26 protein-coding genes and 2 tRNA genes are annotated in these 26,805 nt (G+C 66.1%); 21 read left to right on the forward strand and 7 right to left on the reverse strand.

Annotated elements, in window-relative coordinates:
- Positions 1-146: 146 nt before the first annotated feature.
- From DCM80_RS13815 to DCM80_RS13835, 5 genes are all read left to right on the forward strand, one after another.
- Complete coding sequence (locus tag DCM80_RS13815) at positions 147-893, forward strand: uroporphyrinogen-III synthase (protein WP_257197941.1); 747 nt, start codon at positions 147-149, stop codon at positions 891-893.
- Positions 894-957: 64 nt separating this feature from the next.
- The gene (locus DCM80_RS13820; RefSeq protein WP_257197454.1) at positions 958-2,163 is read left to right on the forward strand and encodes a COG4223 family protein; all 1,206 of its coding nucleotides are present in this window, start codon (positions 958-960) and stop codon (positions 2,161-2,163) included.
- A 36-nt stretch (positions 2,164-2,199) separates the two neighbouring features.
- Positions 2,200-3,966 carry a heme biosynthesis protein HemY gene (locus tag DCM80_RS13825; protein ID WP_257197455.1) on the forward strand — a complete coding sequence of 589 codons (1,767 nt, stop codon included), beginning with the start codon at positions 2,200-2,202 and terminating at the stop codon, positions 3,964-3,966.
- 100 nt (positions 3,967-4,066) lie between these two features.
- Positions 4,067-4,142, forward strand: a tRNA-Thr gene (locus DCM80_RS13830).
- Positions 4,143-4,283: 141 nt separating this feature from the next.
- Positions 4,284-4,667, forward strand: a complete 384-nt coding sequence (locus DCM80_RS13835; RefSeq protein WP_257197457.1) for a hypothetical protein — start codon at positions 4,284-4,286, stop codon at positions 4,665-4,667.
- 69 nt (positions 4,668-4,736) lie between these two features.
- Here DCM80_RS13835 and DCM80_RS13840 read toward each other — a convergent pair whose 3' ends face one another.
- Positions 4,737-5,783 (reverse strand): polysaccharide deacetylase family protein, encoded by a 1,047-nt coding sequence (locus DCM80_RS13840; RefSeq protein ID WP_257197458.1) that lies wholly within the window; start codon positions 5,781-5,783, stop codon positions 4,737-4,739.
- A 253-nt stretch (positions 5,784-6,036) separates the two neighbouring features.
- Here DCM80_RS13840 and DCM80_RS13845 point away from each other — a divergent pair, with 253 nt between their 5' ends.
- On the forward strand, positions 6,037-6,345 hold the full coding sequence (locus DCM80_RS13845) for a hypothetical protein (protein WP_257179192.1): 309 nt from the start codon (positions 6,037-6,039) through the stop codon (positions 6,343-6,345).
- 190 nt (positions 6,346-6,535) lie between these two features.
- The gene (locus DCM80_RS13850) at positions 6,536-6,751 is read left to right on the forward strand and encodes a cysteine rich repeat-containing protein (RefSeq protein ID WP_257179193.1); all 216 of its coding nucleotides are present in this window, start codon (positions 6,536-6,538) and stop codon (positions 6,749-6,751) included.
- Positions 6,752-6,857: 106 nt separating this feature from the next.
- On the opposite strand, the gene DCM80_RS13855 is transcribed toward DCM80_RS13850, so the two are convergent.
- Positions 6,858-8,546, reverse strand: coding sequence for an MFS transporter (locus DCM80_RS13855; RefSeq protein WP_257197459.1), 1,689 nt, complete (start codon positions 8,544-8,546; stop codon positions 6,858-6,860).
- A gap of 147 nt (positions 8,547-8,693) precedes the next feature.
- Between DCM80_RS13855 and DCM80_RS13860 the strand changes: the two genes are divergently transcribed.
- From DCM80_RS13860 to DCM80_RS13890, 7 genes are all read left to right on the forward strand, one after another.
- Positions 8,694-10,064, forward strand: a complete 1,371-nt coding sequence (locus DCM80_RS13860; RefSeq protein ID WP_257197460.1) for a hydrolase — start codon at positions 8,694-8,696, stop codon at positions 10,062-10,064.
- A gap of 34 nt (positions 10,065-10,098) precedes the next feature.
- Entirely contained in the window at positions 10,099-11,469 is a 1,371-nt protein-coding gene (locus DCM80_RS13865; RefSeq protein ID WP_257197461.1) for a cytochrome P450, read from the forward strand.
- 51 nt (positions 11,470-11,520) lie between these two features.
- On the forward strand, positions 11,521-12,930 hold the full coding sequence (locus DCM80_RS13870) for an adenylate/guanylate cyclase domain-containing protein (protein ID WP_257197462.1): 1,410 nt from the start codon (positions 11,521-11,523) through the stop codon (positions 12,928-12,930).
- 201 nt (positions 12,931-13,131) lie between these two features.
- Positions 13,132-13,662 (forward strand): TerB family tellurite resistance protein, encoded by a 531-nt coding sequence (locus DCM80_RS13875; RefSeq protein WP_049819904.1) that lies wholly within the window; start codon positions 13,132-13,134, stop codon positions 13,660-13,662.
- Between the two features lie 184 nt (positions 13,663-13,846).
- Positions 13,847-14,626: an SDR family oxidoreductase gene (locus DCM80_RS13880; protein ID WP_257197942.1), complete on the forward strand. Its 780-nt coding sequence runs from the start codon at positions 13,847-13,849 to the stop codon at positions 14,624-14,626.
- 124 nt (positions 14,627-14,750) lie between these two features.
- Positions 14,751-15,545 (forward strand): glutamine amidotransferase, encoded by a 795-nt coding sequence (locus DCM80_RS13885; protein WP_257197463.1) that lies wholly within the window; start codon positions 14,751-14,753, stop codon positions 15,543-15,545.
- A 113-nt stretch (positions 15,546-15,658) separates the two neighbouring features.
- Complete coding sequence (locus DCM80_RS13890; RefSeq protein ID WP_257197464.1) at positions 15,659-16,471, forward strand: enoyl-CoA hydratase; 813 nt, start codon at positions 15,659-15,661, stop codon at positions 16,469-16,471.
- Between the two features lie 229 nt (positions 16,472-16,700).
- On the opposite strand, the gene DCM80_RS13895 is transcribed toward DCM80_RS13890, so the two are convergent.
- Positions 16,701-16,776: transfer RNA gene (locus DCM80_RS13895), tRNA-Ala, on the reverse strand.
- Positions 16,777-16,976: 200 nt separating this feature from the next.
- Between DCM80_RS13895 and DCM80_RS13900 the strand changes: the two genes are divergently transcribed.
- From DCM80_RS13900 to folD, 3 genes are read left to right on the forward strand one after another with little or no spacing between them, the layout of a single operon-like run.
- On the forward strand, positions 16,977-17,267 hold the full coding sequence (locus DCM80_RS13900) for a YggT family protein (RefSeq protein WP_028133372.1): 291 nt from the start codon (positions 16,977-16,979) through the stop codon (positions 17,265-17,267).
- Positions 17,268-17,282: 15 nt separating this feature from the next.
- Complete coding sequence (locus DCM80_RS13905; protein WP_257197465.1) at positions 17,283-17,627, forward strand: DUF167 domain-containing protein; 345 nt, start codon at positions 17,283-17,285, stop codon at positions 17,625-17,627.
- A gap of 10 nt (positions 17,628-17,637) precedes the next feature.
- A complete protein-coding gene (gene folD, locus DCM80_RS13910) occupies positions 17,638-18,522 on the forward strand; it encodes a bifunctional methylenetetrahydrofolate dehydrogenase/methenyltetrahydrofolate cyclohydrolase FolD (protein WP_257197466.1) in 885 nt (294 codons plus the stop codon).
- A 134-nt stretch (positions 18,523-18,656) separates the two neighbouring features.
- Here folD and ppa read toward each other — a convergent pair whose 3' ends face one another.
- Positions 18,657-19,193, reverse strand: coding sequence for an inorganic diphosphatase (gene ppa, locus DCM80_RS13915; protein WP_194405349.1), 537 nt, complete (start codon positions 19,191-19,193; stop codon positions 18,657-18,659).
- 208 nt (positions 19,194-19,401) lie between these two features.
- Positions 19,402-19,911, reverse strand: a complete 510-nt coding sequence (locus tag DCM80_RS13920; RefSeq protein WP_024338772.1) for a GNAT family N-acetyltransferase — start codon at positions 19,909-19,911, stop codon at positions 19,402-19,404.
- 266 nt (positions 19,912-20,177) lie between these two features.
- Here DCM80_RS13920 and DCM80_RS13925 point away from each other — a divergent pair, with 266 nt between their 5' ends.
- From DCM80_RS13925 to DCM80_RS13940, 4 genes are read left to right on the forward strand one after another with little or no spacing between them, the layout of a single operon-like run.
- A complete protein-coding gene (locus DCM80_RS13925; RefSeq protein WP_257197467.1) occupies positions 20,178-21,077 on the forward strand; it encodes a dienelactone hydrolase family protein in 900 nt (299 codons plus the stop codon).
- Positions 21,074-21,541 carry a DUF2269 domain-containing protein gene (locus tag DCM80_RS13930; protein WP_257197468.1) on the forward strand — a complete coding sequence of 156 codons (468 nt, stop codon included), beginning with the start codon at positions 21,074-21,076 and terminating at the stop codon, positions 21,539-21,541. Before DCM80_RS13925 ends, DCM80_RS13930 begins: the two co-directional genes overlap by 4 nt.
- A gap of 8 nt (positions 21,542-21,549) precedes the next feature.
- Positions 21,550-22,869, forward strand: a complete 1,320-nt coding sequence (locus tag DCM80_RS13935; protein WP_257197469.1) for an SDR family oxidoreductase — start codon at positions 21,550-21,552, stop codon at positions 22,867-22,869.
- Positions 22,869-23,276 carry a thiol-disulfide oxidoreductase DCC family protein gene (locus tag DCM80_RS13940; protein ID WP_257197470.1) on the forward strand — a complete coding sequence of 136 codons (408 nt, stop codon included), beginning with the start codon at positions 22,869-22,871 and terminating at the stop codon, positions 23,274-23,276. The genes DCM80_RS13935 and DCM80_RS13940 overlap by 1 nt, the downstream gene beginning before the upstream one ends.
- Before the next feature lie 100 nt (positions 23,277-23,376).
- On the opposite strand, the gene DCM80_RS13945 is transcribed toward DCM80_RS13940, so the two are convergent.
- On the reverse strand, positions 23,377-24,624 hold the full coding sequence (locus DCM80_RS13945) for an NAD(P)/FAD-dependent oxidoreductase (protein WP_257197471.1): 1,248 nt from the start codon (positions 24,622-24,624) through the stop codon (positions 23,377-23,379).
- Between the two features lie 174 nt (positions 24,625-24,798).
- On the reverse strand, positions 24,799-26,625 hold the full coding sequence (typA, locus tag DCM80_RS13950) for a translational GTPase TypA (RefSeq protein WP_257197472.1): 1,827 nt from the start codon (positions 26,623-26,625) through the stop codon (positions 24,799-24,801).
- Positions 26,626-26,805: the final 180 nt, after the last annotated feature.

The following is a 26,805-nucleotide window of genomic DNA, read 5'->3' on the forward strand; positions in this document are numbered from 1 at the left end:
ATTGTTATCCAATTTGCGCCCTTGCGCTCATCCATAAAGCAGAGTTCTGGTACGTCCGGTAGCATTCCGGGACCAGATTGCGCAATCGTCACGAAGCAAGCCGTCCGGGTCGTGCGTCACCGCCAATTGGTTCGGGAACAGCAGCGATGTCCATTCTTGTTACACGGCCGCATCCCGACAATGAAGCGACCGCGGCAAGTCTGCGCGCGCGGGGGCATGCGGTGCTGCTTGCGCCGGCGCTCAAGTTCGAGCCGGTCGCCTTCCATGACAAAGGTGAAGCTCCCTACGGCGCCGTCCTCGTCACGTCGGCCAACGCGATCCGTGCCATCGCGCCGCAATTGCGCGACCATGGCCTGCTGGAGCTGCCGTTGTTTGCGGTCGGCGAGCATACGGCCACTGCTGCGCGCGATGCCGGCTTTGCCCGGGTGATCGTCGCCGGCGGCGATGCCGCGTCCTTGCGCGACAAGGTGATGCAGAGCGCGCGCGACAAGGTGCTGAAGAAAAAGAGCACGCTGCTGTATCTCGCGGGCGCGGATCTGTCGCGCGACCTCGGCGGTGAGCTCGATGCGGAGGGTTTCTCCGTGGTCACGCAGACCACCTATCGGATGACGCCGGTCAAGCATCTGCCGCGCGAGGTCTGCGAGGGCTTTGCCGCGCACGGGGTCGAGGCGGTGCTGCACTACTCCCGGCGCAGCGCCCGGGCGTTCCTGGATGCGGCGCGGGACGAGGGCGTCGAAATCTCGGCGCTGGCGATACCGCAATGCTGTCTGTCCGAGGCGGTCGCGGGCGCGCTGCGCGAGGCCGGCGCGTCGCAGGTTCTGGTTGCCGCGACACCGGACGAAAATGCCTTATTTGCCACCTTGGAGCGTGCTTTGCAGACCCGTTTGGCGTAAGAGGTCGGGCCGAATCCGACGCAATCTAGTTCACCTTGATATGGAAGTGTGAGGAACCGTCACGATGGCCGACGACAAGCCTGAAGACGCAGGATTGGCGCCCGACAGCGGTCGTGCCAAGCGCACTCCGCCCACCATTGATCTCGAAGCCACCGAAGTCGCGACCCAGCCGCAGGAGACGGCGGCCGAGCCCGAGGCCCCACCGGCGCCGGAGCACGCCGCGCCTGAACAGGCAGAATCCGACCAGGTTGACGCAGAGCCGGAGCGCATCGAAGCCCAGGCTCCGGCGCCGTCGATTTCGCCCTGGGTCATTGCGCCGTTCTCCGGGGCTGCCGCGGCGGCAATCGTGATCGCGGTCGGCTGGATGCTGGGCTGGCCGGCGGTGCAGGCCCCGCCCGCCGCGCCGCAAGTCACGAGCGCGACGGTCGATGCGCTGAGCGGTCGCGTCAGCGCGGTCGAGGCCAAGGCCGGCAGGCCCGCGACCGATCCGGCCATGGCGGCGCGGATCGACGCGATCGACAAATCGATCGGGAGTTTGCGGAGCGACGTCGCCAATCTGCGTACGCAGGCCGACAAGACGGCGAGCGCATTGAACGACGTGAAGTCGGCGCCAGGTGCTGCCGCGCCCGATCTTTCCGCGCTCAACGAACGCATCGCGCAGCTCGAGCGCGCCAGCAGGGCCGAACGGGCGGAGCTCGCGCAACAGGGCGAGAAGATCGCCGATGCCACGAAGGACGACAAGCCGCTGCGTAGCGTGGTGGCGGCGGCTTTGCTCGACGTCGCTGTTCGCCATGGCGATCCCTATCAGCAGCAACTGGCCGCGGCGCGGTCGCTGGCAGCCAAGCCCGACACGCTGAAGCCGCTCGACACGTTCGCGTCGTCGGGCATCCCAACGCCGGTCGCGCTGAGCCGCGAGCTGCTCACCATCGTGCCGAAGCTGTCGCCGCCGGCGGAAGCCCCGGCCGCGAGTGCCGGCATCGTCGAGCGTCTTCAGGCCGGAGCCTCAAAACTCGTCCGCATCGAGCGCACCGACGGCGTGGGCAACGACCGCGGCGCGATCGTCGCGCGGGTGACGGCAGCGGCGCTGCGCAACGACTTCGGGGAGGCACGGCGCGAGCTGAAGTCGCTGCCGGAGGCCGATCGCGCTGCGGCGCAGGCCTGGCTCGACAAGGCCGATGCCCGCGACGCTGCGCTCGCCGCGTCCCGCAAGTTCGCCGACGATGCGATGGCGGATCTCGCCAAATCTGATCCGGCCAAGCCTGCTCAATAAGATTCGCGCAACAATCGGCGCGTAATAGGGATCGTCATGCTTCGCATCGTCCTCTTTCTCGTCCTGATCGCGCTGGCGGCGGCCGGCGCGGCCTGGGTTGCCGACCAGCCCGGCGATCTCGTCCTGACCGCAGGTAGTTTCCGGATCTCGACGACGCTTCCCAGATTCGTGTTCCTGCTCGGCCTATTTGCCGCGGCTGTCGTGCTGGTCTGGAGCATCCTGACGATGGTCTGGCGCACGCCGAAGCGCCTGCGCCGCCGCCGCCTCGACAAGCGCCACGCCAAGGGCCGCCACGCCATCACTCACGGCCTGCTCGCGATCGGCCATGGCGATACCGCGCTCGCCCGACGTCACGCCGAAGCGGCGCGGCGGCATGCACCGAACGATCCGCTCGCGCTGCTGCTGCACGCGCAGTCGGCGCAGCTCGAAGGCAATCGCGAGGAGGCGCAGCGCGTTTTCCGCGTCATGGCCGAACGCGAGGACACGCGCCTGCTCGGCCTGCGCGGCCTGTTCATCGAGGCGCAGCGCGCCGACGATGCGGTCGGCGCGGTGATGATCGCGGAGGAAGCGATCAAGCTGTCGCCGTCCTCGACCTGGGCCTCGCACGCGGTGCTCGGCTTCCGCTGCGCGCGCGGCGACTGGAGCGGTGCGCTCGCGATCCTCGACTCGAATCTGCGCGCAGGGCAGATCGACAAGCAGACCTATCGCCGGCAGCGCGGCGTGCTGCTGACGGCGCGCGCGCTGGAGCTGGAGACGATGGACCGCGACGTCGCGCGCGAGAGCGCGATGGAAGCGGTCAAGCTCGCGCCGACCCTGGTGCCAGCCGCGGTGCTCGCGGCGAAATTCGAGAGCGAGGCGCATCAGGTGCGCCGCGCCATGAAGCTGGTGGAAGCCGCCTGGCTCGCCAATCCGCATCCCGATCTTGCCGATGCCTATGCGCATGTGAAGCTCGGCGATACCGCCTGGCACCGCTTGCAGCGGATCGAGACCCTCGCCGCGAAGACGCCGGCCGACAAGCCCGGCCATGTCGAGGGTCAGCTCGCGATCGCACGTGCCGCGATCGACGCCTCCGAATTCGCCCGTGCACGCGAGGTGCTCGCGCCCTATCTCAACGATCCGACCCAGCGCGTCGCGCTGCTGATGGCCGAGATCGAGCGCGCCGAGCATGGCGATAGTGGCCGCGCCCGGGCCTGGACCCTGCGCGCGGTGCGCGCCCGCCTTGATCCGGCCTGGACCGCGGACGGTTACGTCAGCGACACTTGGCGCCCGGTCTCTCCGGTCACCGGCCGCCTCGATGCGTTCCAGTGGCAGACACCGGTCGCCAGCCTGCCCTCGGACAGGAGCTCAACGATCGAATCTTCGGCCTTCGAGGAAGCCATGCTGGCGGCGCCGCCACCGAAGCGCGTGACGGCGCCGGTCAGTGAAGCCCCGACGGAACCGCCCGCGCCGGAGGCTCCGGCGCCCGCCGCCCAGGACAATACGCCGCCTGAGACCAAGGAAGCCAAAGAAACCATCGAGGAAACGATGAAGGCCGAGCCGGCGGTCACGCCCGCCGAACCGGTCCAGGCGGCCCCCGAGCCCGCCGAATCATCGCCGCCGGCGGCCACTCCGGTGTTCCGGACACGTGCCGACCTCGGCAAGCCCGCTCCAGCGCCGATTCCCGCGGTGATCCCCCTCGTCCGGGCCCCCGACGATCCCGGGATCGACGATGAGGGTCCAAGCGATGAATTCACGGAACAAATCGGCACACCGAAGGCCCAGGCCGGGGGCTGGCGCGGATTCTGGTCCCGCTGGGGCGCGTGAGGCGCGTTTCGGAGCCGGCTTGTCCTTGCCAATTCGGGCCATGCCCGATATCAGGAGCGCGCGTATCGGGGCCGGCATCGCCAGGGTCCCGACAGGGTTCGCCGCAATAGCTCAGTCGGTAGAGCACGTCATTCGTAATGACGGGGTCGGGGGTTCGAATCCCTCTTGCGGCACCAGCTCTCAGATTTCCTCGATCCCCCTCCGATTGAGCAGGGCATCAGCCTGCCTCAGGGCTCATTCGGCTGAGTGATCGCGATCACATAATCTCGGACATGGCTCCCCTATCGTCCCCGTCACCAAACACGGGGAGACTTCACATGCGCAAGATCGTTCTGGTTGCCGCCATGCTGCTGGCTTCTGCCTCCGCCCAGGCAGGCGGATCCCGCGGTCTGTCCTTGGCCGCGGCGGGCGAGCAGGCCTCCGCTCCGCAAACCACGACATCGGCGAGCACGGGGATGACGCAGCTCAGCGAAGCCGCGCCAGCCACCGAGGCTCCGAAATACTCCGATCGTCCGCCGGCGGTGTCGCTCCCTGCGCCGGCCGCTCCGACCGCGACCGCACCCACGACGGCCTCCGCGCCGGTCACGACGGCCAAGCCTGCCACCAAGACCACGGCAAAGGCGGACAAGCCGAAGCCCAAGCGCAGCTGGACCGAGCGCCGCATCATCAGCGAGCTGCATCGGCACGGCATTTATTGGTGAGCCTCTCGTCCAACGCAAAACGGCCGGGCGAAAGCCCGGCCGTAGCGTTGTCGACGTGATGGTCGCGCTTTACTGCGAAATCGTCTGCACGACACTCGCGATCGGACGCGCATTCGTGCCTGCCGTCGGCACCTTCATGTCCTTCATCAGCGCCTCGTCATATTCCGGCAGCGTCTGCATCGTGGTCTTGGCCTTCATCTGCACGACCTTGTAACCGCCGGCCTTGAGGCGCGCGAGCAGCGCCGGCAGGGCTATGCCGGTGTTCTTCTGGAAATCGTGCATCAGGATGATGCCCTTGCCGAGCTTGTCGAGCCGCGTCATCACCGTCTCGATGATCTTCTCCGGCGTGGCGCCCTTGCGGAAATCGAAGGAATCGACGTCGGTCGAGAACATCGCGACGTTGCGGGTGCCGAAATAGCTCACGATCGCCGGATTGTGCTGAAGCTGCGGGAAGCGGAAGAACGGAGCCGGGTTGGCACCGAGCGCGAACTTCACCGCGCTGACGCCCTTCTCGACCTCGTCCTTGGCCATCTGCTCTGTCATCTTCTTGCCGTTGAGATTGACGTGCGACCAGGTGTGCGTGCCGACGGTGTGACCCTGGGCCAGCACCTGCTTCAGGATCTCCGGATGGTAAGTCGCGTGCTTGCCGACCGAGAAGAACAGGCCCTTGGTGCATTCGTCCGCCAGCGCCTTCAGCACCGCGGGCGTGTTCACCGGCCAGGGACCGTCGTCGAAGGTCAGCACGACCTCCCTCTCGGTGAGGAAGTCGAACTGCTTGAAATGATCGAAGCCGAAGCCTGGGCCGCCGGTCGTGTCGATCTCGACCACGCGGGAGACGCCGAGCGCGTTCGGATTGGCGCAGGCCTGCTTCGGCTGCGCCGGCATGGGAGCGGGCGCCGGGGCGGCTGCCGCCGGCTTGGCCGCGACGGTCGCGGTGGTCTCGACGTCATCTTTGGCGACGAGCTTTGCCGGTGCCGGCAATGGATCGGCGGCACGGGCAGCAATTGTCTTGGGAGCGCCCTGATCGGCGCGCGCGGAATAATAAAACCAACCGCCGGCGGCGATCACGACCGCCGCAACTACACTGGCCAGCATCAGGCCCAACGCATTACGCATCGCTACTCTTTCCAATTACGCAACCAAACCTGCGGAATTTCCCGCGCGACACGCCATTAATGCGAAGTAACAGTTAACGTGACACCAACGCGACGGCGGTTGTGCAGGAATTTCAGGGCGGTGCGCCAACGTGACCGACGTCACAGTCGAGGTGGGTCGCGTGACGGTCATCACGGTGGAAACTGTTTTGCCGGAGCATCGTCGTTCCCATCAACAACGGGCCCGCTCTGCGCGGTGCCAATGGGAGCTTCAAATGACCAAGTCTTCGAGCACCAAGTCCTTCTCTGCCAGTCTCCGCGACGCCAGCCTGGCGCTGGGCATTGCCGCCATCGTCTCGATCGCTTCGACGAGCTCGAGCTTCGCCTTCTCGGCCGAGGCGCAGCAGATGTGCACTGGCGATGCCTTCCGCCTGTGCTCGTCGGAAATCCCCAACATCCCGAAGATCACGGCCTGCATGATCAAGCATCGTTCGGACCTGAGCGCCGGCTGCCGCGCGGTGATGGACAAGAACCTCGCCAAGGGCGCCTCGCGCAAGGTCGCTGACGCCCAGGACAGCCAGTAACAACGACAGCCAGTAACAACGCGCGACGACAACGCTCGTCGCGCCCGTCAGCTCCCCGCCCGCAATGGACCCCGGCGTCATGCCGGGGCTCCGCGGCGGCACTCTTCCGCCCGGCAATAAAGCCGTTGCAGGTGCGGGATCGTCGCACTAGCTTCCCCCGCACATCTTTCCGGGTAAGAGGCATCACGCGATGACCAGATTTCTTTTCATCATTCCTTTGCTCCTGTGCGCCTCGGTCGCATCCGCGCAGCAGCAGCCCGGCCACGATGCCTGCGCGCGCGACGTCACCCGCTTCTGCCGCGCCGTGATGAACAACGGCGACGGCGCCGTGCTCGCTTGCCTGAAGCAGAATCGAACGCGGCTGAGCAAAGGCTGCGACAAGGTGCTGACCGACCACGGGCAGTAGCAGCACTTGTAGCCCGGATGAAGCGCAGCGAATCCGGGAAAGTGGGGCGACGGACAGACTGCCCCGGAGCGCGCTTCGCTCCATCCGGGCTACCGACCGACAAAACCTACGTGCTGCTCCCCGCCGCCGTCGCCACCACCGGCAGCACCTCGCCGCTGGCGCGATCCGGCGTCTCTTCCTGCCAGCGCACCGAGCCGAACGGCCGCTCCAGCATGCGGCGGATCCGCACCGGCTCGGGGCCGACGTGGAAACCGATCGCTTGCTGATGCAGCGCGCGTTCCGACTGGGTCGAGCGGTTGCGCTGGCGCAGGTAGTCGAACCAGGTCGGGCAGTGGTAGCGCTCCGTCCACAATTCAGGGTCGGCGATGTCGCGGGCGATCGACCAGCCATAGGCGCCGTTGCGCTGGCGTGAGAGCTGCACGTCCTGCATCACGTTGTGGAACGCGCGCGCGTTCTCCTGCGCGACGCGATATTCGATCTCGACCACGAGCGGCCCGCTGCGGCCTGTCAGCGACAGCTTCACCTCGGGATCGGCCAGCATGTCCGCATCCTCGTTGCGGGCGCCGACGCGCGGCATCGTGAGCCAGATGCCGAGCAGCGGCGAGATCAGCATCAGGCCGGCTGCGGTCAGCAGCGCGACCTCGACACCGGCGTAGTCGGTGAGATGACCCCAGCCCCAGGCGCCGATCGCGATGCCGCCGGCGATCGCGGCCTGGAACGCAGCGAGCGAGCGGCCGGCGACCCAGCGCGGCGCCGAGAGCTGCACGCCGATGTTGAACAGCGCAATCGCGGCCATCCAGACCGCGCCGGCCAGCACCAGCGCCGCTGCCGTCAGCACCGGCTCCGTGCTCAGGGCCAGCGCGGCCATCGCGAACGCCATCGAGATGGTGCAGGCACGGATCGCAGCCTCGCCGCTCATGCGCTTGCGCAGTTCGTGGATGTTGAGCGCGCCGATCACGGCGCCCATGCCGAAGGCACCGAGCATGATGCCGTAGGTCTGCGCACCGCCGTGCAGCAGGTCGCGCGCGACCAGCGGCATCAACGCCATGATGGCGCCGCCAATCAGGCCCATCACCAGCGTGCGCAACAGCACGATCTTGATCGGCGGCGAATTGGTGATGTAGCGGAAGCCCGAGACCATGGCGCGATTGAGCTTTTCCCGCGGCAGCCTTGAAGGTTCGACCGAGCGGCGCCAGAGCAGCAGCACCACCAGCAGCGGAAGATAGAGGATCGCGTTGCAGGCGAACGCCGCAACCGCGCCAAGCGCGGCGACGATGACGCCGCCGACCGCGGGACCGAAACTTCGCGCGATATTGTAGCTGATGCCGTTCAACGCGACGGCCGAAGGCAGCGCGTCGGGTGGCACCTGTTCGTTGACCGAAGATTGCCACGCCGGGCCGAACAACGCGTTGCCGCTGCCGACCACGAAGCAGAAGGCCAGCAATGTTTCGGGGGTGATGAGATTGAATCCGGCCAGCACGGTGAGCGCGCTGGCGCCGACCAACGCGATCGACAATGAGATCAGCGCAACGATGCGGCGGTCATACATGTCGGCGATGGCGCCGGCCGGCATCGAGATCAGCATGATCGGCAGCATCAGGGCGGTCTGCACCAGCGCCACCTGGTCGGCCGATGCCGACATCTGTGTCATCGCCCAGGCTGCGCCGACGCCCTGAATCAGCAGGCCGAGATTGGAGAGCAGGCTGGCGAGCCAGATGCGCCGGAACACGGTGTAGCGCAGCGGCGCGGTGATGCCGTCGGCGGCCATCTTCTGACGGTTTGGCTGCTCGGTCATATCCCCTTCCATATGGGCTGGCAGAAGCGGTCCTGGGCGATCTTAGGCAATTCCGGCAAATTCTTTGATGCCTGCGAAAGTCCTTCGCTGTCCAGTGGTTAGGCCGCTATAAGCGGTGCAAAGAGACGGTTTGCCGGGGAGGAACAGATGAAGCTGTCGCGACGGATGATCTTGCTGGGGGCCGGCAGCTTGCCCTTCGCAAGTGCGAGCTTGGGGACGGGCGCAATCGCCCAGACCATTTCTGCCGCGCCGGGCAATGAGGTGCCGCCGATCCTGTTCGTGCACGGCAATGGCGACTATGACGCGCTCTGGATGACGACCTTGTGGCGGATGGAATCCAACGGCGTCGCGCGCGAGCGCATGGCGGCGATCAATTTCACCGATCCCAATGCGCGCACCGACGACAAGGTCGAGCAGGCGAACCGCTCCTCGACCGAGGACCAGCGCCGCGAGCTCACGGCTGCCATCGCCGAGCTCAAGCGCCGGACCGGCGCGGCGCGGGTCGCGCTGGTCGGCAGCTCGCGCGGCGGCTATGCCATTCGCAACGTGATCAAGAATGGCGGTGCCGGCGACGTCAGCCACGCCGTTTTGTGCGGCACGCCCAACCACGGCGTGTTTGCAACCGACGACCAGCCCAACAGCGAGTTCAACGGCCGCGGTGCGTTCCTGCGTGCGCTCAACGAGGGCGAGAGCGAGGTGACGCCGGGCGTCGCCTTCCTGACGCTGCGCAGCGACGGCATGGACAAATACGCCCAGGCCGACGGCCGTTTCATCGGCAAGCCCGGCACGCCGACCGGCGTCACCAACGAAGGGCCGGAGCTGAAGGGCGCCACCAACCTCGTGCTCGGTGCGCTCGACCATCGCGAAGTGGCCTTTCACCCCAGGGCATTCCGCGAGATCTACAAGTTCATCGCCGGCCGGGAACCCGCGCGCATCGCAATCGTGCCAGAGCCGGTCGTCAGGCTGAGCGGCCTCGTCACCGGCACGCCCGGCGGCGTGCCGACCAATCGGCCGGTGGCGGGCGCAACCGTCGATATCTTCCGCGTCGATCCTGATACCGGTGAGCGCAAGAGCGGCGCCGTGCACAGCGCGACCACGGGCGCCGACGGCCGCTGGGGGCCGGCGCAGGTCGAGCCGTCCTGGCCGCTCGAATTCGTTCTGACGTCGCCGGGCGCACCGATCACGCACATCTATCGCTCGCCCTTCCCGCGCTCGTCGGACGTCGTCCATTTGCGCGCCGCACGGCCGCTCGGGCCGGCCGACAAGGACGCCGGCGCGGTCGTCATCATGTCGCGGCCGCGCGGCTATTTCGGCCGGCCACGGGACGTGGTGCTGCTGGACGGCAAGGAGCCCGCCGACGTCAAGCCGGGCGTGCCGACCGATTCGGCGGCAACATTGCGGCTTGCAGCCGGCGAGGTTGGACGTAACATCGTGGCTCAATTCGGCGAAGAACGGATTGTGGCGCGGGCCTGGGCCGCCCAGGAGAACAGGATTGCGATTGTCGAGCTGACTTACTAGCTGTTTGCCTGCGTACCCCCTGCGGGAGAGAGCCATGAATATCGCCAGCGTGCGTCGGCCCATCATCCCTCCGGCTCCTCCGCGTGCGCCCGACGACATGTCGTTCTTCGGCCGTCTCGCCGTGATCCGGCGCAACATGATCGCGACCTGGGGCCAGCCCGCCTATGAGGAAGACGTCATCAAGGGCCGCTTCTTCTTCCGCAACAGTTTCATCCTGAACCAGCCGGAGGCGATCCGGCACGTCCTGCTGACCAATTACGAGAATTACACGCGCACGCCGGCGGGCATCCGCATGCTGCGTCCGGTGCTGGGGGACGGGCTCCTGATCGCGGAGGGGCATTCCTGGACGTTCCAGCGCCGCACCCTCGCGCCGGCCTTCACGCCGCGCGCCACCGCGAACCTCGTTCCGCACATGACGGCGGTGCTCGACGAGACCATCGCCAAGCTGGATGCGCGCGTGGGGGAAGACATCGACCTGCGCGAGATCATGCAGCGCATGACGCTGGAGATCGCCGGGCGCACGATGTTCTCGTTCGGCATGGACCGGCATGGCGCGACCCTGCGCAACTTCATCATGGAATATGCCGCCCGGCTGGGGCGGCCGTATCTCCTCGACATGGTGCTGCCGGTGTCCTGGCCGAGCCCGATGGATTTCGCCCGCGCCCGCTTCCGCAAGCGCTGGACCGAGTTCGTCGCCATGCTGATTGCCGAGCGGCGTGCGGCCGGCAAGAAGGACGGCGCGCCACCGCGGGACCTGTTCGATCTCATGGACGCGGCGCGCGATCCTGAGACCGGCAGGGGTTTTTCCGACGAGCAGCTCGTCGACGAGGTCGCGACCATGATCCTCGCCGGTCACGAGACCACGGCGACGGCGCTGTTCTGGGCGCTGTATCTGCTCGCGCTCGATCCCGACACGCAGGAGGAGGTCGCCTCCGAGACGCGAGGCGAGCATCTCGACAGCATGGCCGACATCGACCGGCAAAAGCTCACCCGGGCGGTGATCGACGAGACCATGCGGCTCTATCCGCCGGCGTTCCTTGTCGCGCGCGCCGCGCGCGACAAGGACAATGCGGCCGGAATCGAGATCGGCAAGGGCGACATCATCATGATCGCACCCTGGCTGCTGCACCGGCACGAGAAGCTGTGGGATCAGCCGAACGCGTTCATTCCAAAACGCTTCCTGTCGAACGAGGCACCCGACCGCTTCGCCTACCTGCCGTTCGGCGCGGGACCGCGCGTCTGCGTCGGCGCGCCGTTCGCGCAAGCCGAATCCGTGCTGGCGCTGGCCCGGCTGATCGGCGCCTTCCGGGTCGAGCTCGCCGATACCGCAAATCCGGTGGTCCCGCTCGGCGTCGTCACGACCCAGCCGGACCATTCCCCCATGTTCCGCATCACGCGCCGGTGACAGGCTCTTTGCCTGGCCGGCGGCGTGATCGATCCGAGATAGAGTCCCGCCATGAGCGACATCCAGGCCCACTTTTCCGTTCTGAAGCAGACCGCCGATCCGAAGGTGGTCGACGCGATCGTGCGCCTCATCGAGAATGGCGAGGATCACGAGCTCAACCGCGTCAACGTCCTCGATTTCTCCACGCAGCACGGCCTCGATGAGGAGCGCGCGATCTCCGCCTTCCTGCATTCGGCGCGGCTCGGGCTGTTCGATCTCGGCTGGAACGTGCTGTGCCCGGGATGCGGCGGCGTGCTCGGCGCGCATTCGACACTGAAGGCGCTCAAGCCCGACGACTATCATTGCGCACTCTGCGCCTGCGGCTACAAGGCCTCCGTCGACGATCAGGTCGAGGTCTCCTTCACCGTCAACCCGCGCGTCCGGCGCATCGCGGCGCACGCCCCCGATACGCTTCCGGTGTGGGACTATTTCAAGCAGGTGTTCTGGAGCTCCGGCGTCGACTTCAACAAGGAATCGTTCGCAACGCTTGCCAACGAGGTGACGCTCGACACGATGGAGCTGCCGGCAGGCGAGAAGGCGACCATGTCGCTGCAGCTGCCGAGCGACTTCGTCATCATCTTCGAGCCGGTGACACACGCCGCCCATTTCATCGACGTTCAGGGCGAGCCGACCAAGGACCGGCAGCAACTTGCCATCATGTACAACAAGGTGCAGGCCCCGACCGGGACCACGACCATGCGGCCCGGCCCGCTGCGGCTGTCGCTGGAGAACCAGGCCGGCGTGCGCGTGCTGCCGTCGGTGTTCATCGCTGCCGAAGCGCTCCACCATCTCATCGGCAAGCGCAAGCCGTTCCTGACCGCCAAGCGGATGCTGTCGAACCAGACCTTCCGCGACGTGTTCAAGGCGGACAATCTCAGTCTCGATCAGCGACTCCAGATCACCTCGCTCACCTTCCTGTTCACCGACCTGAAGGGCTCGACCGCGCTTTATGAACGGGTCGGCGATCTCGCCGCCTTCGACCTCGTGCGCGCGCATTTCCATGCGCTGCTCGGGATCATCTCCTCCGAGAAGGGCGCGGTGGTGAAGACCATCGGCGATGCCGTGATGGCGACCTTCGTCCGTCCCGAGCACGCCATCGTCGCGGGCTTGCGGATGCGCGCGGCCATGGACGAGCTCAACAAGCAGCGCGGCACCGACGATCTCATCGTCAAGATCGGCATCCATGAGGGTCCTTGCCTCGCGGTGATGCTCAATGAGCGGCAGGATTATTTCGGCCAGACCGTCAACATCGCCGCCCGCGTGCAGAGCCTGTCGACAGCGCAGGAAATCCACATCACCGGCCCGGTGCTCGACGCGCCCGCGGTCGCGGAAGTGCTGGAGCAGCGCGCGATCAAGCCGATCCAGAAACAGGCGGCGCTGCGCGGCATCGCCGACAAGATAGTGGTGTACGAGATTCCGTGAGTCGCGGTCGTCCCTTGCGAACGCAGGGACGATACCTGAAGGCCTGGCGCACTACTCGCGCCCGATGCGTAGCGGTCATATTGCCGAAACGTAATGCAGTGCGGGGAACTGACGCACGTTGCGCCGGTTGAGTTTCCTGCTCATATAATGCTGTAACGGCCCGCGCTCCTCGCGGCTGGATCGATTTCGGTAAGGACCATTATGCTCGACGGCCTGCGCCAATTCATCGCCGACATTGTCGCCCCCCATGACCAGAGCCGCACCTTCGCTGACAGCGACTATCGGTTGGCGGCGACCGCGCTGCTGGTCCACGTGGTCTCGCTGGACGGCCAGCCGACGGCCGCCGAGCGGCGCAAGCTGCACAGCCTGATCGAAAGCCATTTCGGGCTCGATCACGGCGCTGCGGATCGCCTGATCGCCGACGCCACCGAGGTCGAGGGCGAAGCGGTGGACCTCTATCACTTCACCAGCATCATCATGCGCTCGCTCGACGAGGAGGGTCGCAAGCGCATCGTTCGAATGATGTGGGAGCTGGTCTTTGCCGACGGCCAGGTCAGCGAGTTCGAGGACAATGTCGTCTGGCGCGCCTCCGATCTGCTCGGGATTTCCCAGCGAGACCGGATCGAGCTGAAGCATATCGTGGCCGAGCGCGTCGGGGGCCAGGGGAAGGACGCGCCGTCGGCGGCTGATCCCATTCCGCCTGGTGGATTGCTTCCCACGCGAGCCACATGACGAAACTTTAATGTGGGCCGGGCAGCCCTGCTTGGCTGATTCGCCCGCGAATACCTGTCCTTCCTGCTCCCCCTGTCGCCCGCTCAAGCCGCCATTCCGCCGGTGCCGCTTGCCTGTCGCGCTCGGCTTATGCTCTCGTTCGGTCATTGCGGGGCCAAAGACTTCCATTCAAGAGACTTCGATCGTGACTGAGCGGGTAACGTTGATCACCGGGGCCTCGGCGGGCATAGGGACGGAGCTGGCGCGCGTATTCGCTGCCAACGGACATCGCCTGGCATTGACGGCGCGGCGCGCGGATCGATTGGAGACGCTCGCGCGCGAGCTCGCGGCCAAGGGCGGCAAGAAGCCGATCGTGATCGCCTGCGATCTCGAGGACCCCGCCGCCGGCGAGACGATCGCGGCGGCGCTCGCCGCCGAGGGCGTCGAGCTCGACCACCTCGTCAACAATGCCGGCTTCGGCGTGTTCGGCGATGCCATCGAGCGCGACCGCGACGAGCAGATCGGGATCGTCGATGTCAACGTGCGGGCCCTGACGGATCTGTCGCTGCGCTTTGCCGATCAGCTGATCAGGAACAAGGGCGGTCTTCTCAACGTGGGCTCGGTCGCGGGCTTCCTGCCCGGTCCCGGCATGGCGGTCTATTATGCCTCCAAGGCCTACGTGATTTCGTTCACCGAGGCGCTCCGGGCCGAGCTCGCGCCGCGCGGCGTTCGCGTCACCGTGCTTTGCCCGGGCCCCGTGCCCACCGAATTCCAGGCGCGCGCCGGCGTCGGATCCCAACACGATACCGCCCTTCTCAATGTTTCAGCCGCCGATGTCGCGCAGGAGGCGTACCGTGGTCTGATGGCCAACAAACGGGCAGTGCTGCCCGGTCTCGGCATCAAGATTGTGCCGTTGGCGCTGCGTTTCTTCCCGCGCGGCTTCATCCTGGCCGCGACCAGCAGGTTCCAGAGGCGCAGGCATTAGAGAATCTTGGAGCTCCCGTAATGGCCCGGAGCTTGCTTCACCTTCGATGTGTGCGCGAACTCACACGATGTTAACCGTCGCTTAGCTATGCTGGCGGTCTGAACCGATAGCACTCGCAGAGGCCATGTCGTTACGGACGGACAGGTTTTGTGGCGCAGAACTGGTGCCCTTCCGAAAGAAGGCGCCGAGCGCTGCCGCCTCCGAAAGCCGGTTGCCGGTCTTGATCGTCCTGCATCAGGAATGCTCGACTCCCGGCCGGGTCGGCAATGCGCTCCGCGCGCTTGGCCACGCCCTGGACATTCGCCGTCCCCGCTTCGGCGATCCGCTGCCGGAGACGCTCGACGAGCATGCCGGCGCCGTCTTCTTCGGCGGCCCGATGAGCGCCAACGATTCCGACGATTACATCCGGCGCGAGATCGACTGGCTCGAGATTCCGCTGCGCGAGCAGCGGCCGTTCCTCGGCATCTGCCTTGGCGCCCAGATGCTCGCGATGCAGCTCGGGGCCCGCGTCGCGCCGCATGCCGATGCGCTGACCCAGATCGGTTACTATCCGATCCGCCCGACCGCCGCGGGCCGCGCGCTCTGCCCGGCCTGGCCGGCTCAGGTCTATCACTGGCACCGCGAGGGATTCGAGCTGCCTGCCGGTGCCGAGCTGCTCGCGGAGGGCGACGATTTTCCGGTGCAGGCGTTCCGTGCCGGCAATGCCTTCGGCGTGCAGTTTCATCCTGACGTGACCTACGCGATGATGCATCGCTGGACCACGCGTGGCTACGACGGCTTCAGCGCGCCCGGTGCGCGGCAGCGCCACCATCATTTCGCGGATCGTGCGGTCTACGATGCCGCCGAGCGCGCCTGGCTCGATCATTTCATCGACGGCTGGCTGGCGCGGCGGCCGGTGCTGGCCCAAGCCGCCGAGTAACCGGCGCCCTTCGCGCAGGCTCTTGGCGCAAGTCCTCGCGCCGCCCCCTGATATGCTAGGCTCTCCGCCAACGAGCGCGCACCAATGCGTGCCGGCAAACGAGGGAGAGCGTCATGGCCTACGATCACATTCTCTATGAGGTGAGCGACAAGATCGCGACCATCACGCTCAATCGCCCTGATCGCATGAATGCGTGGACGCCGACCATGGAGCGCGACGTGCGTCATGCGATGGAAGCGTCAAGCGCCGACGACAATGTCCGCGTCATCGTGCTCACCGGCGCGGGCCGCGCGTTCTGCGCCGGCGCCGACATGGATGCGTTGAAGGGACTCGACCCTGACGACGTCAGGCGCGCCTCGAACCTGCCGCCCTTCGACATGAACCGCCGTCCGGACTGGCAGACGCGCTACGGCTATTATCCCTCGATCAGGAAGCCGGTCATCGCCATGCTCAACGGCGCCACCGCGGGCATCGGCCTCGTCCACGCGCTCTACTGCGACCTGCGCTTTGCCGCCGACAATACGGTGTTCACCACAGCCTTCGCGCGGCGCGGACTGATCGCCGAGCACGGCATCAGCTGGATGCTGCCGCGCATCGTCGGTCACGCCAATGCGATGGACCTCTTGCTTTCGGCGCGGCGCGTGTCGAGCGAGGAAGCCCTTCGGATCGGGCTGGTCAACCGGCTCTGCCCGCCTGAGAAGTTGCGCGAGGAGACCTATGCTTATGCCCGCGATCTCGCCGATTTCGTCTCGCCGAGTGCGATGGCCGTGATCAAGCGCCAGCTCTACGAGGTGCCGTTCCAGACCTTGGCCGAGGCGACGATCGAAGCCAACCGGGAGATGATGGTGGCGCTGGCCGGCAGCGATTTCCGGGAGGGGGTGGCGAGCTTCATGGAAAAGCGGCCGCCGAGGTTTACGGGGAGGTGAGGAGAGTATTTGTGAGCCGTCCGTCTTCGCCCTGCGGGCTTCGCCGGACACCACGCTTCGCCCTGCGGGCTCCGTCGTGGCTGCGCCGCGCGTAGCCCGGAAAGATTTGGCTGGACATGTTGGATTTGCTGAGCCGGTCCGTCTTCGCCCTGCGGGCTTCGCCGGACACCACGCTTCGCCCTGCGGGCTCCGACGTGGCTGCGCCACGCGTAGCCCGAAGGGCGAAGCGTGGTGGAGCCAGGCGGGATCGAACCGCCGACCTCGTCATTGCGAACGACGCGCTCTCCCAGCTGAGCTATGGCCCCTTTGCTGGCCGCTCTGGTCAACGCGGCCGACAACCGGGCGCCATTTAAGTCCCCGCCAAGGTCAAGTCAAGGACGGGTGTCACCCGGTTTTAGCCATTCGGGGCGTGACTCCCTTGTTTGGGCGGGGGGGAACCGATATCTAGCAAAGGCGTCAATCCGACCGCCGCCCGAATTATCAAAAGCCAGAGTCTTCAAACGCCATGCGTGCCGTTCTCGACATCGTCATCATCGTGCTCGACCTCTACGTCTGGCTGCTGATCGCCTCCGCGATCCTGTCCTGGCTGATCGCCTTCAACGTCGTGAACACGCGCAACCAGTTCGTGTCGGCGGTGGCGGAGTTCCTGTACCGGATCACCGAGCCGGTGCTGGCACCGATTCGCAATTTCCTGCCCAGCCTCGGCGGCCTCGACATCTCGCCGATCATCCTGATCCTGATCATCATGTTCATCGAGCGGGTGATCCTGTACTACATCTACCCCAACGTGGTCTGAGCGGGCTGGAGCGCCTTGGTTGCCCGAGAAGCCGGCAAGGAGCCTTGGCGCTACGCGGCCGCAGGAATCAGCATCGCATTGCGGGTGACGCCGCGCGGCGGCCGCGACGACATCGACGGGATCGAGCAGCTGGCCGATGGCCGCAGCGTGCTCAAGGTGCGGGTGCGCGCCATCGCCGATGGCGGCGAGGCCAACAAGGCCGTGCTGGTCCTGCTGGCGAAATCGCTCGGCGTTCCCAAGGCCAGCGTGAGACTGCTGTCCGGTGCCACCTCGCGGCTGAAGCAGATCGCGGTCGACGGCGATCCGGCACGGCTCGGCGAAGCCCTACGCCAGCTCGTCGCGGCCAAATCGAAGGACTGAGGGAACTGACATGACCGCCAAGATTATCGATGGAAAAATCATCGCCGCCGAGCTGCGCGCCCGCGTCGCCGACGAGGTCGCCCGGGTCAGGCGCGAGCACAATCTGGTGCCGGGTCTTGCGGTGGTTCTGGTCGGCAACGATCCCGCCAGCGAGGTCTATGTCCGCTCCAAGCACACCCAGACCCAAGCCGCCGGCATGGCCTCCTTCGAGCACAAGCTGCCGGCCGACGTTTCGCAAGCAGACCTCCTGGCGCTGGTCGAAAAGCTCAACCGCGATCCCGCCGTGCACGGCATCCTGGTGCAGCTGCCGCTGCCGAAGGGCCTGAACACGGAAGCCGTCATCAACGCCATCGATCCCGCCAAGGACGTCGACGGCCTGCATCCGAACAATGCCGGCCGGCTCGCCGGCGGCTTCGAGGCGCTGTCGCCATGCACGCCGCTCGGCTGCATCATCCTGACCAAGAGCGTGCATCCGTCACTGGAGGGCATGAACGCCATCGTCATCGGCCGCTCCAATCTGGTCGGCCGTCCGCTGGTGCAATTGCTGCTGAACGAGAACGCCACGGTGACGATCGCGCATTCGCGCTCGCGCGACCTGCCTGGGCTCGTGAAGCAGGCCGATCTCGTCTATGCCGCGGTCGGCAGGCCCGAGATGGTGCGCGGCGACTGGCTGAAGCCGGGCGCGACCGTGATCGATGTCGGCATCAATCGCATCCCGAAGGAGGACGGCAAGACGCGCCTCGTCGGCGACGTCGCCTATCAGGAAGCGCTTGGGGTGGCCGGCGCCATCACGCCGGTGCCGGGCGGCGTCGGTCAGATGACGGTAGCCTGCCTGCTGGTGAATACGCTGCGCGCGGCCTGCGCAATCGCGGGGCTGCCGAAGCCTGCGGTGTAGCGGAACTCGCGTGTCCCGGACGCGGCGCGGCATGAAATGCCGCGACGCTGAGCCGGGACCCATGGCGCCACAGTACTGGGCCCCGGCTCGGCAGCGCATCGCTTTACGCTGCGCTGCGTCCGGGGCACAGAAACTCAGCCCTTCTTCTTCTTCTCGCGGTCCATGCCTTCGAGGATCAGCTTGTGCGCCTCCTCAGGGCCGCCCCAGCGCAGGATCTTCACCCATTTGCCCTTCTCGAGATCCTTGTAGTGCTCGAAGAAGTGCTGGATCTGCTGCAGCGTGATGTCGGGCAGGTCGGAGTACGACTTCACCTTGTCGTAGCGCTGCGTGAGCTTCGACGACGGCACCGCCAGAATCTTCTCATCGCCGCCGGCTTCATCCTCCATGAACAGCACGCCGACCGGGCGCACGCTCATGACGGCACCGGGAATGATGGCGCGGGTGTTGACGATCAGGACGTCGCAGGGGTCGCCGTCATCCGACAGGGTGTGCGGGATGAAACCATAATTACCGGGGTAACGCATCGGCGTGTAAAGGAAGCGGTCGACCACCAGCGTGCCGGCCTCCTTGTCCATCTCGTATTTGATCGGTTCGCCGCCCACGGGGACTTCGATGAGGACGTTGACTTCGTGCGGTACGTTTTTCCCGATCGAGATCGCATCGATACGCATTCAAGGCTCCGTTGTTGCCGAGGTAAAATCGCGCCCGGCAGCCGATTTTGGCGCTGTCATACGCGGGCTTGGCCCGCTGATCCATCGCGTTTTTATGAAATAATGAATCCCGAAATCACCGGCTCAACGGCAGCGGTATCGACGGACGGGAAACGCTGCCGCTTCGGCCTTCAGCAGCTCAATTGGTCCAAATCTAGTTGGTCCAAGTCTAGTTAGTCCAGGCGAAGGCAACCTTGTCGAGCGCCTTCGGCCCGAAACGCTCCGACGAGCGCGCCACCATACGGCCCCCGAGCGCCCGGTAGAACTCGGTCGCGGGGTCGTTATCCGAGAGCGCCCACACCACCATGCTCTTCAGCCCGCTCTGCATCAGGTCGCGGCGGGCGGCGGCGAACAGGCGACGGCCGAAGCCGAGGCCCTGGAATTCCGGGCGCAGATAAAGCTCGTAGATCTCGCCGTCGAAATGCAGGCTGCGGGCGCGGTTGCGACCGTAATTGGCGTAACCGGCGATCTTGTCGCCGAACACCAGCACGCTGACGCGGCTGCCCTTGCGGATCGCACTGTCCCACCATTGCGGGCCGCGGCGGTTGATCAGCTTTTCCAGCTCGGCGCCGGGAATGATGCCCTGATAGGCGGAGCGCCAGGCTTCGTCATGCGTGGACGCCACCGCAGTTGCATCTGCAGCTTTGGCCGGCCGGACCTCGATCAGGGTTGTGCTCATGGAGACAATCAAACCAAGTCGCCGCCTCGGCGGCAAGTCCTATCGTTAATTATCGGTTAACGTGTGGACTTTGTGCATCAGTGTCTTAACCATGTTGTGCCGAAAAAAGACAGGATGCCGACTCAAATCGTCTCGGCACGCCATGCGTCGGTGCAAAACTCGTTCTGCGGCAATGAATGAACGACAATGGCAGGGCAAAAAGTCCGCCCAGAGTGATTCGTTCCAACTAGTGTGGCGGTCGCTTCTCGTGTCGCCCTCGGCCATTCATGCGGCTCCTCAAGACCATCGCGCTCCTGCCTCTGCTGGCCTTGCTGGCTGCGTCGCCTCTGTGCGCCCAGGTCAGGTCTGGCCCGTCCGGCGAAGAGGGCGAGCCGCTTCGCCGACAGAAATGGCTTGTGCCGTCGCTGGATACCGGCATCGCCACCCATGCCGTGCTGTTTCGTCCCGCCGGCGCAGGTCCGTTCCGGCTTGCGGTCATCGCGCACGCCTCGACGCAGAACGGCTTGCGTCGAGCGCAAATGCCGCAGCCGGAATACCGTCCGCTTGCCGCCTATCTCGTCGCGCGCGGCTATGCCGTGCTGGTGCCGGAGCGGCTCGGCCATGGCGCGACCGGCGGCCGCTATGTCGAGGATCAGGGCGGATGTGACGAGGCCGACTATGCGCGTTCTGGCCGCGCAACGGCCGAGCAGATACGGCTCGCGCTGGAGCATTTGCGAAAGCAGGATTTCATTCGCAAGGAGGCCGCGATCGTGATCGGCCATTCCGCCGGCGGCTGGGGCGCGCTCGCGCTCGCAGATGCCGACCCGCAGACGATCTCCGCCATCGCGGTGTTCGCGCCGGGGCGCGGCGGCCATGCCGATGACGAGCCGAACCGGATCTGCGCACCAGCCAAGCTGCTTGCCGCTGCCGCGGAGTTCGGCAGAGGCGCGCGTATCCCCGTCACATGGCTCGTTGCGGGCAATGACAGCTACTTCGCGCCGGCATTTTCGAACAGCCTGGCCGACGCGTTTCGCGGCGGTGGCGGCAAGGTGGACTTCCGCATCCTGCCGGCCGTCGGCAGCGAGGGGCATTGGATGATCGAGAGCGAAGCCGGGGTCAAAGCCGCAAGCGGCGATCTCGCGCGTGCGCTGAACCCTGACCGGCCAAAGGCGACCAAGAAGCCATGACGCCGTATGTTCTGGTCAAGTTCCTGCATGTGCTCGGCGCCATCGTCATCCTCGGCACAGGCACCGGCATCGCCTTCTTCATGCTGATGGCGCATCGTACCAACGATGTGGCGTTCATCGCGCGCACGGCCTCGGTGGTGGTGATCGCGGATACGATCTTCACGTTCTCCGCCGTGCTGCTCCAGCCGGTCACGGGCGGCCTATTGATGATGCTCTCGGCGATACCGATCACGGAGCACTGGCTGCTCGCCTCGCTGGCACTTTACGCCGTCGCCGGCCTGTTCTGGATTCCCGTCGTCTTCATGCAGATCGAGATGCGGGATCTTGCGCGCAAAGCGACCGATCAGCGCAGCGCGCTGCCGCAGCGCTACTTCATGCTGTTCCGCCGCTGGTTCGCATTCGGCTTTCCCGGTTTCGGCGCGACCATGCTGATCCTCTGGCTGATGATCGCAAAACCGTTTTGAGGGACGTGATGTGTGAGCGAACCATTTTGGTGCTCGGCGCCTCCGGCCTGATCGGCCGCTTCGTCACCGACGATCTCCGCGCGCGGGGATTCCGCGTCGTCGGCGTGGCGCGCAGCCTGTCGCCGTCGCAAAGAATGAGCGCGTTGGACGTCGAGCTGCCGATCCTCTCGCTGGATGCAGCTGCGCTGGCGCGGCTCCTGCGCGAGCACGCCGTCGACGTCGTCGTAAATTGCCTCGGCGTGCTTCAGGACGGGCCAGGCAGCGATACGGGCGCCGTGCATCGCGATTTCGTCGCGCGGCTCCTTGCCGCGATCGGTGACAGCGGTCGCGCGATCCGCCTGGTGCACATCTCAATTCCGGGAGCGGCGGAGGCCGACCGCACCGCGTTTGCGACGACCAAACGCGAGGCGGAGCGCCTGATCGCGGCGTCCGGCATTCCCCATGCCGTCCTGCGGCCGGGCTTCGTCGTTGCACCGTCAGCCTACGGCGGCAACGCCTTGCTCCGCGCGCTCGCGGCCTTTCCGTTGGATCTTCCGGGTAAGGAGATGGCAACACCGTTCCAGCCTGTTGCGGTGGAGGACATCTCGGCCACCATCGCGTGGCTCGCCGCGCGGGACATCGACGACGCGTCCGTGCACGCGGTGAGCTGGGATCTGATGCAGGCAGAGCCGGTCACGATGGCCGGCGTCATCGAGCAATTTAGTCGCGCGTTCGGCACGTCCGGCTGGCCGCGCATCGCGATGCCGACGATCCTGCTCGATCTCGGCGCCAGGATCGGCGATCTCGCCAGCTATCTCGGCTGGACGCCGCCGATGCGCTCCACCGCCATCGCCGAATTGCGCCGCGGCGTGCGCGGTGATCCCTCGGCCTGGATCACGGCCACCGGTATCACGCCGAAGACGCTTGCTGAGACGATCGGCCGTCATCCCGCCACCATCCAGGACAAATGGTTCGCGCGCCTGTTCCTGATCAAGGCGCTGATCTTCGCGAGCCTGGTCGCGTTCTGGCTCGTCTCCGGCTTCATCGCGCTGTTCGTGTCCTATCGGGCCGCCGCCGGCATCCTGACCGCGCACGATTTTCCGCCGGCGCTGGTTGATCCCATCACTGTCGGAACCAGCCTGATGGACATGAGCATCGGCGTGCTGATCGCCTTCCGCCGCACCGCGGCGATCGGTCTCGTTGCGGGCATCGTCGCTTCGCTCGGTTATATGGCCGGCGCCGCGATCCTGACGCCGGACCTCTGGATCGAGCCGCTCGGCGCGCTGGTCAAGACCGGTCCAGCGATCGTGCTGATGCTGGTCGGCCTCCTGATGTTGGATAATCGCTGATGCCCCAATGGCCCGACGACGACGTCATCCTGTTCGACGGCGTCTGCATCTTCTGCTCGCGCTGGGTCCGCTTCGTGGCCAAGCGCGACACCGGCAAGCGGTTTCGCTTCACGCCGATCCAGTCGGATTATGGCGCACGTCTGGCGCGCACATTCGGCATCGACCCCGCTGATCCCGACACCAACGCCGTTGTTCATGGCGGCGAGGTCTTCATGAAGTCCGACGCCGCACTGACGGTGCTGTCGCAGCTTCCCGGTTGGCGCTGGGTGCGGGCGCTTTTCGCGGTGCCGAAGCCGCTGCGCGACGTCGTCTACAGCCTCGTCGCGCGCAACCGCTACCGCATCTTCGGCAAGTATGAGGCATGCTTCATCCCTGACGCTGATTTGCGCGCGCGGGTGATCGAGTAGCCACGTCATTGCGAGGAGCTCTTGCGACGAAGCAATGCAGATTGCCCCCGCGGAAAGTTTCTGGATTGCTTCGCTGCGCTCGCAATGACGGAGTCTGCGGCTAAAGCGTCCCAATCGCTGCCAGCACTTCCCCAGCCGCCCGCTCCCCGCTGTCCCGTGCGCCGTGCGCCGTCGTGAAGAAGGTCGGCGACGTCGCCTCGCCGGCAAAGAACAGCCGCCCGTCCACCGGCGCGGCCAGCACGGCACGATCCCCGGCGTGGCCGGGCAGGGCGTGCGAATACGAACCCTGCGCGAACGGATCGCGCGCCCAGCGTGACGCGTAGAGCGGCTTCAGCTTGCGCCGGATATCGTTGCCGAGGAAGCCCGCGATCTCGCTGATGGCTTGCGCGGCGATGGCACCCTCGCCGGAATCCTCCAGCGCGCGGGCAAAGCTGCCGCCGAAAAAGCCTTCGATGCAGGGCTGGCCGAACGGACGGATGTGGTAGGTGCCCATCTCGGTGCGCATGGTGGCGCCGCGCAGATTGGCTTCCTTCGGGAAGGCTTCGGCGCCCTCGAGCGCCAGCGTCACCTTGTCGTCGACGCCGAGCGGCAGGCCGGCGGCGGCATCGACTTTGGACGGCAGCGGCGGTGAAAAGCGCAACGTCGCATCGGCGATCAGGTTGGTCGGCACGGTGACGATCGCTTTGTCCGCGGTCAGCGTGCCCTGCGATGTCTCGATGCGGATGCGCTTGCCGGAATGATCGATCAGGGCGACGTTGCAATTCAGGACCACCGGGCAGGGTGCGCCATAGGCCGAAACAAGCGCGCCATAGCCGCGGCGGACGCGCCAGTTCAGCTCGGTGTCCTCATAGGCGTCCCAGTCGAGCGTGGACATGTCCTTCAGCTCGCAGCCGTTGATGTAGGTCGAGATCGCGTCGATCATGGGATTCCAGCGATTGCCCACTTCGAGGCTCAGGCTCGCGGGCTCGTCCTGGCGCTTTTGCGCGGCCTGCCAGAGGCGCTCGTAGAACGCGTCCATCGCGCGCATGAAATCGTCGCGCTCGCTTGGCGGAAACGCGTTGCCATAGGCGCGCTCGCGCCAGGGCGGCAGGTCCTTGTTGAGCTCGAAGCCAAGCTGCCTTGCGATCGCGACGAAGGAGTTCTTGTCGGCCGAGTGCAGCCAGCCGCAGCCGACGTCGAAGGTGACCTCGGGCGAGGCCTGCACCGTCCAGGCCCGGCCGCCGAGCCTGTCACGCGCCTCCAGCACGATCGCCGAGAGGCCGGAGCCCGCCAGCGCATGCGCCGCGCCGAGGCCGGCGGCACCGGCGCCGATGATCGCGACGTCGACGGAGGAGGGGAGGGAGCTCATGGGCGGGCTCTAGCACGTTCGGGATACGCGCTAAAGGCATCACACACCAGGTGTCATCACCCGCGAAAGCGGGTGATCCAGTATTCCAGAGGCAGTCGTTATAGGGCCGAGAGAGCGCGGCGTACTGGATGCCCCGGTCAAGCCGGGGCATGACAGTGAATGAAAGCGGCAGCCTTAAGCCACCGCTTCCTTGGCCTTTTCGGCGCGCTTGCGCTCGTTCGGGTCGAGGTGCTTCTTGCGCAGGCGGATCGACTTCGGGGTGACCTCCACCAGCTCGTCGTCCTCGATATAGGCGAGCGCCTTCTCCAGCGTCATGCGGATCGGCGGGGTCAGGCGCACGGCTTCGTCCTTCGAGGTCGTGCGGATGTTGGTGAGCTGCTTGCCCTTGAGCACGTTGATCTCGAGATCGTTGTCGCGGGTGTGCTCGCCGACGATCATGCCCTTGTAGACCTTCCAGCCCGGCTCGATCATCATCGGGCCGCGATCTTCCAGCTTGAACATGGCGTAAGCCACCGCTTCGCCCTGATCGTTGGAGATCAGCACGCCGTTGCGGCGGCCCTGGATCTCGCCCTTGTACGGCGCGTAGCCGTGGAACAGGCGGTTCATGATCGCGGTGCCGCGGGTATCGGTGAGCAATTCGCCCTGGTAGCCGATCAGGCCGCGCGTCGGCGCGTAGAACACCAGGCGCTGACGGTTGCCGCCCGACGGCTTCATCTCGATCAGCTCGGACTTGCGCTCGCTCATCTTCTGCACGACGACGCCGGAATGCTCCTCGTCGACGTCGATCACGACCTCCTCGATCGGCTCCAGGGTGGCGCCGGTGGCCTCGTCCTTCTGGAACACGACGCGCGGCCGCGACACCGAGAGCTCGAAGCCCTCGCGGCGCATGGTCTCGATCAGGATCGCGAGCTGCAATTCGCCGCGGCCCGAGACTTCCATCGCATCCTTGTCCGCGGCTTCGACCACGCGCAACGCGACATTGCCTTCGGCCTCGCGCAGCAGGCGGTCGCGGATCATGCGGCTCGTGACCTTGTCGCCTTCGGTGCCGGCGAGCGGGGAGTTGTTGACGATGAAGGACATCGACACGGTCGGCGGATCGATCGGCTGCGCCGGCAGCGGCACCTCGACGGTCGGATCGCAGAAGGTGTCGGCGACGGTGCCCTTGGTCAGGCCGGCAATGGCGACGATGTCGCCGGCTTCGGCTTCATCGAGCGGGGTGCGCTCGAGGCCGCGGAAGGCCAGGATCTTGGTGATGCGTCCGGACTCGACCAGCTTGCCGTCGGCGTTCAGCACCTTGACCTGCTGGTTCGGCTTGAGCACGCCGGAGGAGATGCGGCCGGTGATGATGCGGCCGAGATAGGGATTGGCTTCCAGGATGGTGCCGATCATCCTGAACGGACCTTCCTCGACCTTCGGCGGCGCGACGTGGCGCAGGATCAGGTCGAACAGCGGCTCCATGCCCTTGTCCTTCGGACCCTCCGGGCTGTCGGCCATCCAGCCCTGCTTGGCCGACCCGTAGAGGATCGGGAAGTCGAGCTGCTCCTCGCTGGCGTCGAGCGCCGCGAACAGATCGAACACCTCGTTGATGACTTCGGTCGGGCGCGCGTCGGGGCGGTCGACCTTGTTGATGACGACGATCGGCTTCAGGCCGACCTTGAGCGCCTTGGAGACCACGAACTTGGTTTGCGGCAGCGGGCCTTCGGCGGCGTCGACCAGCACCAGGGCGCCGTCCACCATGTTGAGGATGCGCTCGACCTCGCCGCCGAAATCGGCGTGGCCGGGGGTGTCGACGATGTTGATGCGGGTGTCCTTCCACTGCACCGAGGCCGCCTTGGCCAGGATGGTGATGCCGCGCTCGCGCTCCAGATCGTTGGAATCCATGGCGCGATCCGTCACCTTCTGGTTCTCGCGGAACGTGCCGGACTGCTGGAGGAGCTTGTCGACCAGGGTCGTCTTGCCGTGGTCGACGTGGGCGATGATGGCAACGTTACGAAGATTCATGAGTGAGCTTCTTTGCGGTCGAACAATGGGTTAAGCGCGATCTCGCCGGTCAGACCGGGACCTCTTCTCGAAACAACGCTGGAAGACTGGAAACGGGGCGCTTTCCGCCCAAAAAGGAAGCCCGGCCATCTTGACCGGGCGCCCTGCGCGTTGCGGCGCAATATATGCAAAAACCGCCAA

This window comes from Bradyrhizobium sp. WBOS08 (genome assembly GCF_024585125.1).
GTDB classification, from domain to species: Bacteria; Pseudomonadota; Alphaproteobacteria; order Rhizobiales; family Xanthobacteraceae; genus Bradyrhizobium; species Bradyrhizobium japonicum_B.